Source organism: Oceanisphaera sp. IT1-181, from assembly GCF_033807535.1.
Classification (GTDB): Bacteria; Pseudomonadota; Gammaproteobacteria; order Enterobacterales; family Aeromonadaceae; genus Oceanimonas.
Genome location: NZ_CP136856.1, coordinates 3,095,001 through 3,108,790, shown reverse-complemented (window position 1 = coordinate 3,108,790; position 13,790 = coordinate 3,095,001). Strand labels below are relative to the sequence as shown.

Here is a 13,790-nt window from a genome sequence, read left to right as displayed (position 1 = left end):
CCAGCATCAGGCGGAGCTGAGTATTACTAATGAAGAAGCGCTCACCCCCAATCACAGTGCTTAAGCTTGCCTATCAACCACCTTGGCGACAGTTAAGCGGTGTGCTGTGCGCTTGCTTACTGGGCACAAGCCTTAGTAGTCAAGCCGCAGGGGCCCTCATGGTGATGCATCAGGTGGCGGCGGGCGAAACGTGGCGCTTGGTTGCGAAGCAACATCAATTAACCGAGCGTCAATTGCGCCTGCACTACAACCAAGCGCGTTTTATGACGCCGCTAACGCCGGGCGACTGGATTTGGGTGCCCAATTCAGACACCACCGCGACTTATGCCACTCTTTCCCAAACTGACACGGCTTTTGAAACTAAAATCACTGCTTTAGCTCAGTCAGCTTCTGCCTCTGCTTTGCCAAGTAAACCGACTCAAGATCGCACTCACCCTGAATCCACGGCACCCGCAGCATCAGTAGCAGTTGGCTCAGAGCAAGCGGCGTTATCTAAGGCCCAGCGTGATGACAATTTACCCCGATTAGGGCCGCCGGATCCCACGCTGGCCCCGAAAACGGCACAACTTAAGTTAACGCTGGCGAGTGCTGCGCAAGCGGCGGCGAATCATAAATTAGATAAATTTGTGGAGCAGCACAGCAGCAGCTTGGCCGATAGCACTTTGTCGTTAGGCTCCCAGCAGTTGAGTGACTGGTTATGGTTGAGCCCTGAGTATTGGAGCTGGGATTATCAGCTGCCGTTATTTGATAAGGAGCTGCTATTTAATAGCAGTTTGGCGCTGCCGCTCGGCAATCAGCTGCAAGGCGAAGTCGGCGTCGACTATCGGGATCAACGGCTTACTTATCAGGCAGGGCTGAATATAGAGCGTGAACTGGGTGGCAACATCCATGCACACCTAGAGCCAGTGCTGGATTATCAGGCGAGCTGGGATCACCAAAGAGGCGGCGTATTACTCTATTTAGCCGAACCCGACTGGACACTCGGTGCGGGTCAGTACCAGCCGTTATCTGGCTGGCAGCAGCAAGAGGGGCGATCAGAAAGAGCCGCAGCGGGGCAAGTGGTATTTGGAGAAGGGCGCTTAGGTTGGGTGCCGGGCTTAAGTGTGTCGAGCCAGTATTATCAGTGGCAAGGGCAACGGCTTAATCTTTATGGCAGTGGCGATAAATACAAGGCCCCCATGTCGAGACAATGGTCATTAAACTATACGCCTTGGCAGATCCTGCGCCTGCAAAGCTCCTTACTTAGTAACAGTAAGGGTAAGTTTGAGTCGCGGCTGCGCTTGGGGGTTGAACTGCCTTTAGGATTGGAGCCCGGACTGTGGTGGAAAAGTGTCTTGCAGCAAGCAGATTATCGCCATTATCAGCCGTTACAACATCATCAAGTGCTGGTGTTAGAGCAAAAATGATAAAGCCTTGCCTAATTACTTATGAACCTCAGCCATTATGCGCCCTGTTTCGGTTTGTTCTTTTGTAGCTGCCAGTCTGGCTCCAAGGCCAAATGGTCTGGGTTTTGTAGCAGCCAATTCATTCGGCTGGCCAGCTTTGCTGGCTGTTACTGAGGTTTAGATTTAAAGCAAAACATCAAACCGAGCCGAATAAATTGGCTCCTTGTATGTTTAAGTCAGATGAATTGATAGAGTATTTAACAGTTACTGGGGAAGCCGTTGGCACCTGGAGGCAGTATTTACTGACCTCGTTTGTAGATTGGCTCCCCGCCTCATTGCAAAGCTCGAAGAGTATCAGGAAGCCGATAAGAATCGGACTTCGCATCACAAGGTTGAGGTTGCATAAAGTACGAGGTCGAGGAACCAGTGACCATTATCTAACAAACCATTGCTTAAAGGAAAGGCCATGAACGTCTTTGTGGGGATTGATATTGCAGCTAAAACATTTGACCTCGTGATGAGAAGTAATGGTCGGTCATCTAAAGTTGAGCAGTTCAAACAAACACCCCAAGGGCACGCCAAAGCAGTCAAACGACTCCTGGCTAAAACGGCTTCTCTTATCGTGATGGAAGCGACGGGAATTTACTATTTTGACTTGGCCGTCGCCTTGGTAAAAGCAGGATTACCCGTCGCCGTTATTAACCCCAAAAGCTTCCATCACTTTGCTACGCTTAAGCTGACGGGAAGCAAGACCGATGGTATCGACTCGGCCCTGTTGGCTGAGTACGGTGAGCGTATGGAGCCTCGACTCTGGACACCACCAAGCGAGAGCCACCTTGGCCTGCGGGACATCGGTAGGCAGATTAACCGCCTCACTGGTACACGCACCCAAGCGAAGAACCGGTTGCATGCGTTGCAAGCCAAACAGGCAACGATGCCGATGATAATCGAGGATGAGGAGGACGGGATTGATATGCTAAGCCGGCGTATTGACCGTCTGACGCAGGCCGCCCTCGCGTTAATTGCAGAGTCAGAAATACTTTCTCTGCATTTAAAGAATATGTCTGCTGCGAAGGGCGTAGGAAGGGCAACAGCACTCATTGTGTTGGCTGAATTATGCGTCCTACCTAAGGATTTAAAAGCGCCACAAGTTAGTCGATTTGCAGGGCTTGATGTGCGTCTCACGCAGTCAGGAACAAGTGTTAACCGACCTGCACGGCTCAGTAAAGCAGGTAATGCGTACCTTCGCTCGGCATTATATATGCCAGCGATGTGTGCAGCTCAGCACGACGTCAGGGCCAAAGCATTTTCAGAGGCGTTGGTCTCACGTGGCAAGAAAAAGATACAGGCTCAGTGCGCGATAATGAGAAAATATCTCACTGGCTTGTGGGCCTGTATGAAGACAGAAACGCCGTTTGATTCGACGTTATTGTTCAGTGAACAGCATATAAAATCTTGACGTCCAACAGAGTATCTACAAGAGAATAGACATGCACCACTCTGTAACCAATTGAATTTATTTATGAAAAATTATTGAGATATGGCTGAACATTATGGGTAATAAGGAAGCCTGGAGGTGTGATGAGTAAAGTGTGAGGTGCCAGGCACCTAATTTTTGGGCATGGATTTTACTCTTTACTCTTCACGCCTCACCATTCACGAGTTCTTAGATAATCGAGAAAACTCTTCGTTGCCAAAACTGGTGGAGGTTTCTTTCTGTAACAAAGAGAGTAACAAGATGGCGCGCATGTCGCCGTCGGCTTCTAAGTAAATCGCTTCTAGCCCCGCAAAAGGACCTTGCTCGATCAGTACTCGCTCACCGGCTTTGGGCACATCGCTTAACTTATCTCTGAGCGCATCGCTGTCGCAATGGGCCATTAAGTCATAAACCAATTCGCTCGGCACTTCGCAGGGGCCGCCACCAAAGCGGACTAAGCTGCGCACGCCGCGCGTGGAGCCTATGGTGGTTGAGCTGACTATCTCCAGATCGGCAAGCACGAAAATATAGCCGGGAAATAAGGCCTCTACGCGCGTTACTAGCTTACGGCTGACACGCTTTTTTACCTCCGCATAGGGGTAAAAAGCTTCTATGCCCTGATTGTTGAGATTCTGTAAGGCCCGCTCTTCTTCACGGGGGCGACACTGCGCCACGTACCATTTCTGCATCCTAGGCCTCTATCAATTCGAGTTGCGGATAATAATGACAGTATCATGAAAAAAGGCCACGGCAAGCCGTGACCTTTAACTCGGTTTAAAAATAATTTACCAGTTTTTCACTACCAGCCTTTCACTACCAGCCTTTAACGACGCCGCCTTTAAACAGCTCTTTAGCTGCTTCATAGACTTCATCGCTCTGATAAGCCTTAACAAAGGTCTGGATGCGCTCATCATCCTGGTTGTCTTTGCGAGCGACAATCAGGTTGGCGTAAGGGGAGTCTTTATCTTCTACAAATAAACCGTCACGCTCAGGCAGTAAGTCGATTTGTGAAGCATAAGTGGTGTTGATCACGGCAAACGCCACATCATCCAGTGAGCGAGGCAACTGCGGTGCTTCTAGCTCGATGATCTTCAGATTTTTTGGGTTAGCTGTGATGTTTAAAGGAGTGGCTTCTAAGCCTACCGCATCATCCACTTCAATCAGTCCTTGTTGCTCTAACAGCAGCAAAGTACGGCCCAAGTTAGTCGGGTCGTTCGGCACGGCTACCTTGGCGCCATCTTCTAACTCATCCAGGGTCTTAATCACTTTTGAGTAAGCAGCAATCGGGTAGACGAAAGTTTTACCTACGGCCACTAGCTCATAGCCACGGTCGGCGATTTGCTTGTCGAGATAAGGCTGATGCTGAAAGGCATTAATGTCTAAGCTGCCATCGCTCAAGGCCACGTTAGGCGTTACATAGTCGCTAAAAGCAACCAGCTCTACATCAAGATCGTACTTTTCTTTAGCGACCTTAACGGCCACTTCTGCCACTTGCTCTTCAGCTCCGGCAATCACGCCTAAGCGCAGCGGTTTAGCTGCTGCGGCTTGTTCGGCGGTAGCCGAGTCTTTAGCTTGCTCACCACAGCCAGCTAACGCCAAAGCAGACGCTAATACACTCACGGTAGTCAGAGCTTTAAAACCTAATTTCATCGGTTATTCCTTTTAATCAACGATGGTCTACATAAGTAACCAGGCGTTCGCCGGCACTTTGGATAATTTGCACTAATACCACCAGCATCACCACAGTAATCAGCATAATTTGCCCATCAAAGCGTTGATAACCGTAGCGAATACCCACATCGCCCAAGCCACCGCCACCGATGGCACCGGCCATGGCCGAGTAGTTCACTAAGGTCACTAGCGTGATAATGACGCCATTAAGCATACCGGGCAGTGCTTCGGGTAATAATACTTTGCTAATAATTTGCAGGCGCTTAGCGCCCATGGCCTGCGCCGCTTCTACTAGGCCTGCGGGCACTTCCATTAACGCCGCCTCCATTAAGCGGGCCACAAACGGAATGGCAGCCACGGTAAGGGGCACTATGGCGGCCATGGTACCGATACTGGTGCCGGCCACCAAGCGGGTAAAGGGAATGATGGCCACCATTAAGATAATAAAGGGAATCGAGCGCCCAATATTAATAACAGTACCTAACACTTTATTAAAAATGGCATTTTGCCAAATTTGTCCTGGCTTACTGACGTGCAATGCTATGCCTAAAGGGATGCCTAATAAGCAGGCAATCACCCCTGAGCCAAAGGTCATCAATAAGGTTTCCCAGAGTGCTGATAACAGCAAATTAACCATGGCGTCGGACATAACCGAGTACCTCTACCTGAATTTTATGTTCTTGAAGATAAGCCAGTGCGGCCTGTGTTTGCTGTTGGCTGCCATCCAGCTCCGCCAGCATAAAGCCAAACTTAACGCCGCCTGCGTATTCCATGTCGGCGCTTAAGATGCTGACATCCACATTAAGCTCACGACTCAAAATAGAAATCAGTGGGCTATCCACAGTCTCGCCGCTAAAGCCCAGCCGCACTAACGGCAAGCTATCGGCCGAGGGTTGCGCTTGCAAACGCTGCTGATAATCCTCAGGAACTGCCAAGTTAATGGTGGAGGCAATAAAGCGGCGCGCCAGCTCAGTCTTAGCATTGGCAAAAAACCACGCCACTTCGCCTTCTTCTATTAGCTCGCCGTCGCTGATAATCGCCACTCGGTCACAAATGGTTTTCACCACCTGCATTTCATGGGTGATCAACAGTATGGTCAGACCGAGCTTACGGTTAATGTCTTTTAATAGCGTTAGAATCGATTGCGTAGTATTAGGATCCAGCGCCGAGGTAGCTTCATCACACAGCAATACCTTAGGCTTAGGCGCCAAGGCGCGTGCGATGGCCACCCGCTGTTTTTGACCACCCGACAGCGCATTGGGGTAGGCGTTAGCTCTGTGGCTTAAGCCCACCAACTCTAATAGCTCGGTTACTCTGTGCTTAATGTCAGCCTTATTCATGCCGGCCAGCTCTAATGGCAAGGCGACATTGGCGAACACGGTGCGAGAGGACAACAAATTAAAATGCTGAAAAATCATGCCGATCTTGCGCCGCGCCGCCGGCAGCTGACTTTCTTTAAGCTGGGTTAAATCTTGGCCGTCGACTAATATTTGGCCACTGGTGGGGCGCTCTAACATATTCACGCAACGGATCAGCGTGCTCTTGCCCGCGCCTGACTCGCCGATCACGCCCATAATTTGGCCCGCAGCCACTGCCAGGTTAATGTTACGCACTGCATGCACGGCCTGTTTGCCGTCGCCGTAGCGCTTACTGATATTCATTAGCTTGATCATCGGAGGATGAGCCTTTGCGGTAAGGTTTTTCACTACTTTAACAGAACAGGGTAGTGACAAGTCACAAAAGTATGACCAATAACAGTTGATGCTAAGCCGTCTGGATGTCTGAGTCAACGCAAAATGTTCATCGCTCACCATAAGGTGCGGCGCGTCTCTTTCTTGCTTATCGGCAGCCAGATAGGCTAGGGTGCTTATAGCGTTATTTCCGCGCTTTCAGGGAAAGAATTTAAGGAAAACAATGGCACAGTATTTTCTGCGGCGTTTATTGCTGCTGATCCCGACCTTTTTGGGAATTACCTTAGTGGTGTTTGCCATTACTCGCTTCGTCCCCGGTGGGCCCGTCGAGCGCATGCTAATGGAAAGCCAAATGCAAAGCAGCGAGTTTAGCCAAAGCTCGCGCGGCAGTCAGGTGCTCTCGGCGGAGCAAATCGACGAGCTTAAAGCCTTCTATGGCCTAGATAAACCTGTGTTTGAAGCCTATCGCGATTGGCTGACCAAACTGGTGCAATTAGACTTGGGTGAGTCGAGCCGCTATTTCTTGCCGGTGTGGGAGCTTATTAAAGAGCGGCTACCTGTGTCCGCCTTCTTTGGTATCTGTACCTTCTTCCTCAGTTATTTCATCTCCATCCCCTTAGGGATCCTCAAAGCGCTGAAACACAACAGCCGCTTCGACAGCATTACTTCTATGCTGATTTACGCCGGTTATGCGTTGCCCGCCTATGTGGTGGGCATTTTCTTACTGACGATTTTTTCGTTTCAGCTGGGTTGGTTCCCCATGGGTGGCTTCGTTGGCGATGACTTCTATTACCTAGAAGGCTTTTGGCCGAAAACCTTAAATCTATTCCACCATGCACTATTACCCTTGATTGCCTATGCCATTGGTGATTTTGCGGTGCTGACCATGACCATGAAAAACAGCCTAATGGAAAACCTGTCAGCCGATTATGTGCGCACTGCGGTGGCCAAAGGCTTGCCGTTTCATAAGGCGGTAACGCGCCATGCGTTGCGCAACAGCATGATCCCCATTGCCAGCCATTTCGGTAACGTGATTTCGGTGTTCTTCGCCGGCTCTTTTTTAATCGAGGTGATCTTTAATATCGATGGTCTAGGCTTGCTGGGTTACGAGGCGATAGTGGAGCGGGATTATCCGGTGGTGATGGGCATCTTGGCAGTGACCTCCTTGATGATGTTAGTGGGTAATATTTTATCGGATATCTGCGTGGCGCTAGTGGATCCTAGGGTGCGTTTCGATGGCTAATTTATTCTCAGACGTCACGGTAAAAAAATGGCGCCGCTTTCGCGGTATTCGCCGTGGTTATTACGCCTTTTGTTTATTTATGCTGATGGTAGTGCTGGCTGTCACCGCCGAGCTGTGGGCCAGCAATCGCGCCTTAATCGTTAAATATGAAGGTCAGCTGTATTTCCCCAGTTACGGTGACGTGATCACCGGCAATACCTTTGGCTTAGGTTATCAGTACGAAACTAACTATCGCGAGCTCAAAGCCCTATTTGCAGAACAAGCCAATGCAGAGCAAGCGAGCGCAGAACAAGCTAATACAGACCAAGCTAATGTAGATCAAGTTAACGCAGCACCAGTGCCAGCCAGCCCGTCAAAAAACTGGGTGTTATTGCCCGTCGTGCCTTGGAGTCCTTATGAGCAAGATTACAGCGGCAACGGTTATCCGCCCTCGGCACCCAGTGCCGCGCAGAGCCATTATTTAGGCACAGATAGCTCGGGCCGGGATATTTTAGCGCGACTGGTGTACGGCTTTCGCACCGCGGTGGGTTTTGCTTTTATTGCGCTCACCGCCAGCTACGTGATTGGCGTGCTCTTGGGCTGTGCCATGGGGTTTGTGGGGGGCAAGTTTGATTTGTTCTTTCAGCGCTTTATTGAAGTCTGGTCTCAGGTGCCGTTCTTGTATGTGATCATGATTTTGGTATCGCTGACCCAGCCCAATTTTATGCTGTTTGTCGGCATTAACGTCTTGTTCGGCTGGATGGGCATTACTTGGTATATGCGCACCCTTACTTATCGTGAAAAGGTACGCGACTATGTGTTGGCGGCACGGGCTCAAGGAGCTGGGCTGTGGCGCATTATCGTGCACCATATTTTGCCTAATACCTTGGTGATGATAGTGACGCTGGCTCCCTTTACCGTGGTCGCCAATATCTCTTTACTCACGGCACTCGATTATCTGGGCTTTGGCTTAGCACCGCCCACCCCCAGTTGGGGCGAGTTATTGCGCCAAGGGGTGAATCATTTAGATGCGCCTTGGATTGTGGGCTCTGTGGTGACGGCCGTGTCTTTGGTGCTCATTACCGTATCTTTTATTGGCGAGGCGATTCGTGAAGCCTTGGATCCCAAACATTTTTCTCGTTATGAATAGGCAGGGAAGCATGAAAAAATTATTCGGACAGCTCGGTGGTTGGTTGCTGGCCTTAGGGCTAGTAGCCAGCATGAATGTCAGTGCCGCTGAGCTACCCAGCGGGCTGGATTGGCAGACTAATAATGACGATCCTATCTTTGCCTCTCCTGAGGCCAAACGTGGTGGGATTTTCAATAGCAGCTTGATGAGTTTCCCGCTGACCTTTCGCACAGTGGGGCCGGACTCCAATACCGCATTTCGCTCTTTTATCTTAGAAAACCAGTTGGGGTTGTATTCGCTGCACCCCGTCACCCAAAATCCTATTCCCGGCTTGGCCACTCATTGGGCCTTTGGCGACGACAACAAAACCATGTACTTCAAGCTCAACCCGGCCGCGCGCTGGTCTGATGGCAAGCCGGTCACCAGCGCCGACTTCTTGTTTACCATCGAGATGATGCGCTCCGAGGTGATCCGCGCCCCTTGGTATAACAACTACTTCAGCGAAGAAATTGTCGATGTCACAGCCTTCGATGAGCACACGATTTCAGTCACAGCTGGCAGTGAAAAAAGTCAGCGGGAGTTACTCAATACCGTGGGCTTAACGCCAGAGCCGAAACATTTTTATACGCTAACCGACGATTGGGTGCGCAGCTATAACTGGGCGCAAGCGCCGGTAACGGGTGCTTACGTGATGGACGATGTAAAACGCGGCCGCTCTATTAGCTTTAAGCGCCTCGATGATTGGTGGGGCAATGATCTTAAGTATTATCAGCACCGCTTTAACCCAGATGTGATCCGCTTAACCGTGATCCGCGATCTTAATATCTCTTATCGCCACTTTTTGCGTGGCGATATCGACACCTTTGGTCTGATTTTGCCGGAGTGGTGGCACGATAAAACCGATACCCCAGAATACAAACAGGGCTTAATTAACCGCATTTGGTTTTATAACGACATGCCCCAAGGCGCCCAGGGCTTTCACCTTAATACTGCTCATCCGCGCTTAAGCGACCTACGTGTACGCGAAGGCATGGCGCACGCACTGAACATGCAACGCATGCTCGACACTATATTGCGTGGTGATTATGAACGCATGCATACCTTTGGTACCGGTTATGATGCCTTTACCGATGCGGGCATTAATGCTCGCGATTACGATATTAAGCGCGCCCGAGAGTTGTTTACCGAGGCTGGGTATGACCAACAAGGGCCCGGCGGATTTTTACGCAATAGCGCGGGCGATGTGCTTAGCTTAGCCGTGACTTATACCACTCAAGAGCACACGCCACGCTTGGCTATCTTGCGCGAAGAAGCTCGTAAAGCCGGACTCGACTTGCAGCTTAATTTGGTGGATGGCGCCAGTGGTTTTAAAGTCATGCTGGAGAAAAAGCATGAAGCTGCTTGGCTCGGTTGGGCGGGGGGTGGCTTATATCCTCAATATTGGGAATTTTTTCACTCGGCTAACGCCAACAAACCACAAACCAATAATCTGTTTAATATTGCCGATGACCAGCTTGATACGTTAATCGAGCAATACCGCGTCACCATGGACTTGGACGATAAAGCCGATATCTCACGCCAAATTCAGCGTCGCGTATATGAGCTGGCGATTTTTATTCCTGGCTATCAGGTACCTTACACGCGTGAAGCCTACTGGCGCTATGTGCGCCTGCCCGAGACCAAAGGCAGTCGTCATTCGCCGTCCTTATTTTGGCCCATGGAAGGATCGCCTTACAGCACAGGTGGTTTGTTTTGGATAGATGAGACGCTGAAAAAAGAAATTAAAGCCGGCAAGGTGCGTTTTGATCCGGTATTAGAGATAGATGAAACTTGGCGGCATAAGGAGCAGTAATGGAGGCCCTGTTACAAGTTGAAAAAACGGAGCCATTGCTACGAGGTAAGCCAACGGAACCCTTGTTACAAGTTGAACATCTGGCAGTAAGCTTCACTACCGAACAAGGTGAGTTTCGGGTGGTAGACGATGTGAGCTTTAGCTTGCTGTCCGGCCAAACCCTCGGCTTAGTAGGTGAGTCCGGTTGCGGCAAGAGCGTCACCGCCCTGAGCTTGCTGGGGCTGCTGCCAAAGCCGGCGGGCCAGGTGGTGGGCGGCCAAGCCTTGTTTCAAGGGCAAGATCTCTTAACCTTAACTGCCGAACAACGTTATCAAGTGCGTGGCAATAAAATCGCCATGATCTTTCAAGAGCCGATGACGGCACTTAATCCGGTACATACCGTGGGTCGCCAGTTGATGGAAGTTTATCAACTGCACAGGCCAGAGATGAATAAGCGCGAGCAACAGCAAGCAGCCATGGAGATGCTGCAACAGGTGGGTATCCCCGAAGCTAAGGCGCGACTCAAAGCTTATCCCCATCAGCTATCGGGTGGTATGCGCCAACGGGTGATGATTGCCATGGCGCTGGCCTGTGAGCCGGACTTATTAATTTGTGACGAGCCAACCACGGCGCTTGATGTGACCATTCAAGCGCAAATTCTGCATTTAATTAAAGCCTTGCAGCAGAAAAATGGCATGGCAGTATTATTTATTACTCATGATTTAGGCGTAGTGGCGCAAATTTGCGACCAAGTATTGGTTATGTATGCGGGGCGCAGCGCCGAGCAAGCACCGGTATTGAGCTTATATGAAAGGCCAGCCCACCCTTACACCCAAGGCTTGCTAGCCTCCATCCCTCGGCTAGACCAACCCAGCAAAACCATCTTGGCCACCATTCCCGGCCAAGTGCCTAGCATAGAAGAGCAGGTAAGCGGTTGTCGGTTTGCTAATCGGTGCGCTTATCAAACCGACATTTGCCAACAGCAACCCAGTGTGGAGCAAGTGGCGGCGACGCATACGGTGTGGTGTCATCATTGGCGGGAGTTAGCATTATGACCAAAGCCATAAGCATCGAGAAAGTGCAGGAAGTTGCACCAGAGCCAGTCGCAGCTGAATCAGCCGGGCAGCCGATCTTGCAACTAGAAAACTTGGGCCAGCACTTCACCTTGGGCGGTGGTTTATTGCGTCGCGGCCAAACCCTGTATGCGGTCGATGGCGTTAGCTTTACTTTGGCCGCCGGCAAAACCCTCGGGCTGGTGGGTGAGTCAGGCTGCGGTAAGTCGACATTGGCGCGCGCCTTACTGAAGCTGCACCAGCCAAGCTCAGGCCGCATTCATTTCGATGGTCAAGATATTACCGACTACTCGGCGCGACAAATGCGCCCTTTACGCCAGCAAATGCAGCTGGTGTTTCAAGACCCTCAAGAATCCCTAAATAGTCGCCATACTATAGCCACTATCCTGCAAGAGCCGTTTGTTATTCACGGGCTCGGCACGGCGAAAGAGCGCCAAGTGTGGGCCGGTGAATTATTGCAGCGGGTCGGCTTGCCAGTTTCGGCGCTCAATCGTTATCCCCACGAGTTTTCTGGCGGCCAACGACAGCGCATCGGTATCGCGCGCGCCATGGCGCTAAAACCGAAATTGCTAGTGTGTGATGAGGCCGTGTCCGCACTAGACGTCTCGGTACAATCGCAGATTTTGAATTTGTTGCTTTCGCTGCAGCAAGAGTACCAACTGGCTATCTTGTTTATTGCTCATAATCTTTCGGTAGTAAAGCACATCTCCGATCATATCGCCGTTATGTACTTGGGCCGCATTATCGAGTTGGCGCCCAGTGATGACTTATACGCCCAAGCCTTGCATCCTTATACCCAAGCCTTGCTGGCCGCGATCCCAGAACCCGATCCCAGACGGCGCAAAGCGCCCCTTATGTTACAGGGCGAGCCGCCGTCTCCGGCCAATCCGCCATCAGGTTGTCATTTTCGCACCCGCTGTCCATATGTAGGTGAGCGCTGCATCAGTGAAGTGCCGCTTTTACTACCAGCAGAACCGACTCTTGGGGCGCAAACCTTATCAAACACAAAGCAATCTGGCGGCGAAGCGCATCAAGTAGCCTGTCACTTTCATCGAGAGATCATGAGCGGTGAACGCTTACCTCAGAATGTGGAGAGCTGTGATATTATTACGCCTGTTATATAGAGCTATTGATCGCCAATACCTCTAAACGATCCCTCAAACCATTATTCATCACCAATAGGAAGTACCCGTGAGCAGAGCAGCAATTTTTCTCGACCGAGATGGCGTTATCAATCAAGACAGCGGCTATGTGTCCACTAGGGATAACTTTGTCTTTATTGAGGGCGTGATCGGCGCCATGAAACAGCTAAAAGAAAAAGGCTATCAGCTAGTTGTGGTGACCAATCAATCGGGTATTGCGCGGGGCCTGTTTAGCGAAAATGACTTTATTCGTTTAACCGAATGGATGGACTGGTCACTCGCGGATCAAGATGTGGATCTCGACGGTATTTACTTTTGTCCTCACCACCCGACAGAGGGCACCACGGCTAACACCCAAGCGTGCCAGTGCCGTAAACCTGCACCAGGCATGTTTTTAGAAGCGATTGCAGATCTGGATATAGATGCCAGCGCCTCTTATATGGTGGGCGATAAAGTTTCTGACCTGCAAGCCGCCCAAGCCGCAGGCGTAACTAACTTAGTATTAGTGCGCACCGGTAAAGAAATCACGGCCGAAGGCGAAGCATTAGCGGGCGCCGTGTATCCATCGCTGGTCGAATTTGCCGAAAAACTGCCCAGTTTGGTGTGATCTAGCGCACATAGGTTAAATGCTGACCGCTTGAACCACTTTTGATGAAAAAGGTGTTGCGCTTAAAACTGCCTTCCCTATAATGCGCACCACTGACACGGGGCAAGCGTCCACGGTCACAAGGGTTTGCAGAAAACGAAATTAAGTTTGAAACAAACACTTGACGAACACTGAGGAATGCGTAGAATACGCATCCCTGACCTGAGATACGGTCACGCTCTTTAACAATTTATCAAGCAAACTGTGTGGGCACTTAGCAGCACGTTGAGAACAAAATAATATTGTTTATCAATGTCTTGTGAAGTGCACCTAGAAATAGAAGTACATCAGTAATTCATTGAGCATCAAGTCTTTAATTGAAGAGTTTGATCATGGCTCAGATTGAACGCTGGCGGCAGGCCTAACACATGCAAGTCGAGCGGTAACAGGAGATAGCTTGCTATTTTGCTGACGAGCGGCGGACGGGTGAGTAATGCTTGGGGATCTGCCCAGTCGAGGGGGATAACCATTGGAAACGATGGCTAATACCGCATACGCCCTACGGGGGAAAGGAGGGGACCTT

At 50.5% G+C, this 13,790-nt stretch carries 12 protein-coding genes and 1 rRNA gene (1 of these 13 only partly in view); 9 read left to right on the top strand and 4 right to left on the bottom strand.

Going from position 1 to position 13,790, the window contains the following annotated elements; genetic code table 11:
• The first annotated feature begins 158 nt into the window (after positions 1-158).
• Entirely contained in the window at positions 159-1,406 is a 1,248-nt protein-coding gene (locus R0134_RS13775) for an inverse autotransporter beta domain-containing protein (RefSeq protein ID WP_319782528.1), read from the top strand.
• A 445-nt stretch (positions 1,407-1,851) separates the two neighbouring features.
• A complete protein-coding gene (locus tag R0134_RS13770) occupies positions 1,852-2,844 on the top strand; it encodes an IS110 family transposase (RefSeq protein WP_319781583.1) in 993 nt (330 codons plus the stop codon).
• A gap of 197 nt (positions 2,845-3,041) precedes the next feature.
• On the opposite strand, the gene rfaH is transcribed toward R0134_RS13770, so the two are convergent.
• From rfaH to metN, 4 genes are all read right to left on the bottom strand, one after another.
• A complete protein-coding gene (gene rfaH / locus R0134_RS13765; RefSeq protein WP_319782526.1) occupies positions 3,042-3,551 on the bottom strand; it encodes a transcription/translation regulatory transformer protein RfaH in 510 nt (169 codons plus the stop codon).
• Between the two features lie 124 nt (positions 3,552-3,675).
• Complete coding sequence (gene metQ / locus R0134_RS13760) at positions 3,676-4,512, bottom strand: methionine ABC transporter substrate-binding lipoprotein MetQ (protein ID WP_319782525.1); 837 nt, start codon at positions 4,510-4,512, stop codon at positions 3,676-3,678.
• Between the two features lie 16 nt (positions 4,513-4,528).
• Positions 4,529-5,182, bottom strand: coding sequence for a methionine ABC transporter permease (locus R0134_RS13755; protein ID WP_319782524.1), 654 nt, complete (start codon positions 5,180-5,182; stop codon positions 4,529-4,531).
• Positions 5,163-6,206 carry a methionine ABC transporter ATP-binding protein MetN gene (gene metN / locus R0134_RS13750; RefSeq protein WP_319782523.1) on the bottom strand — a complete coding sequence of 348 codons (1,044 nt, stop codon included), beginning with the start codon at positions 6,204-6,206 and terminating at the stop codon, positions 5,163-5,165. Before metN ends, R0134_RS13755 begins: the two co-directional genes overlap by 20 nt.
• 241 nt (positions 6,207-6,447) lie before the next feature.
• Here metN and R0134_RS13745 point away from each other — a divergent pair, with 241 nt between their 5' ends.
• From R0134_RS13745 to R0134_RS13715, 7 genes are all read left to right on the top strand, one after another.
• Positions 6,448-7,467: an ABC transporter permease subunit gene (locus tag R0134_RS13745; RefSeq protein WP_319782521.1), complete on the top strand. Its 1,020-nt coding sequence runs from the start codon at positions 6,448-6,450 to the stop codon at positions 7,465-7,467.
• The gene (locus R0134_RS13740) at positions 7,460-8,596 is read left to right on the top strand and encodes an ABC transporter permease (RefSeq protein ID WP_319782519.1); all 1,137 of its coding nucleotides are present in this window, start codon (positions 7,460-7,462) and stop codon (positions 8,594-8,596) included. The genes R0134_RS13745 and R0134_RS13740 overlap by 8 nt, the downstream gene beginning before the upstream one ends.
• Before the next feature lie 10 nt (positions 8,597-8,606).
• Positions 8,607-10,427 (top strand): extracellular solute-binding protein, encoded by a 1,821-nt coding sequence (locus tag R0134_RS13735; RefSeq protein WP_413641407.1) that lies wholly within the window; start codon positions 8,607-8,609, stop codon positions 10,425-10,427.
• A complete protein-coding gene (locus R0134_RS13730) occupies positions 10,427-11,461 on the top strand; it encodes an ABC transporter ATP-binding protein (protein ID WP_319782517.1) in 1,035 nt (344 codons plus the stop codon). Before R0134_RS13735 ends, R0134_RS13730 begins: the two co-directional genes overlap by 1 nt.
• Complete coding sequence (locus R0134_RS13725) at positions 11,458-12,603, top strand: oligopeptide/dipeptide ABC transporter ATP-binding protein (RefSeq protein ID WP_319782515.1); 1,146 nt, start codon at positions 11,458-11,460, stop codon at positions 12,601-12,603. Before R0134_RS13730 ends, R0134_RS13725 begins: the two co-directional genes overlap by 4 nt.
• A 67-nt stretch (positions 12,604-12,670) precedes the next feature.
• On the top strand, positions 12,671-13,228 hold the full coding sequence (gmhB, locus tag R0134_RS13720; protein ID WP_319782514.1) for a D-glycero-beta-D-manno-heptose 1,7-bisphosphate 7-phosphatase: 558 nt from the start codon (positions 12,671-12,673) through the stop codon (positions 13,226-13,228).
• A 353-nt stretch (positions 13,229-13,581) separates the two neighbouring features.
• Positions 13,582-13,790: ribosomal RNA gene (locus tag R0134_RS13715) — 16S ribosomal RNA — on the top strand (it continues 1,334 nt past the right edge of the window).

Bases quoted from the DNA above. Each gene is read 5' to 3' on its own strand.
- R0134_RS13775 (WP_319782528.1), top strand. From the start codon at position 159: ATGGTGATGCATCAGGTGGCGGCGGGCGAAACGTGGCGCTTGGTTGCG.
- R0134_RS13770 (WP_319781583.1), top strand. From the start codon at position 1,852: ATGAACGTCTTTGTGGGGATTGATATTGCAGCTAAAACATTTGACCTC.
- rfaH (WP_319782526.1), bottom strand. From the start codon at position 3,551: ATGCAGAAATGGTACGTGGCGCAGTGTCGCCCCCGTGAAGAAGAGCGG.
- metQ (WP_319782525.1), bottom strand. From the start codon at position 4,512: ATGAAATTAGGTTTTAAAGCTCTGACTACCGTGAGTGTATTAGCGTCT.
- R0134_RS13755 (WP_319782524.1), bottom strand. From the start codon at position 5,182: ATGTCCGACGCCATGGTTAATTTGCTGTTATCAGCACTCTGGGAAACC.
- metN (WP_319782523.1), bottom strand. From the start codon at position 6,206: ATGATCAAGCTAATGAATATCAGTAAGCGCTACGGCGACGGCAAACAG.
- R0134_RS13745 (WP_319782521.1), top strand. From the start codon at position 6,448: ATGGCACAGTATTTTCTGCGGCGTTTATTGCTGCTGATCCCGACCTTT.
- R0134_RS13740 (WP_319782519.1), top strand. From the start codon at position 7,460: ATGGCTAATTTATTCTCAGACGTCACGGTAAAAAAATGGCGCCGCTTT.
- R0134_RS13735 (WP_413641407.1), top strand. From the start codon at position 8,607: ATGAAAAAATTATTCGGACAGCTCGGTGGTTGGTTGCTGGCCTTAGGG.
- R0134_RS13730 (WP_319782517.1), top strand. From the start codon at position 10,427: ATGGAGGCCCTGTTACAAGTTGAAAAAACGGAGCCATTGCTACGAGGT.
- R0134_RS13725 (WP_319782515.1), top strand. From the start codon at position 11,458: ATGACCAAAGCCATAAGCATCGAGAAAGTGCAGGAAGTTGCACCAGAG.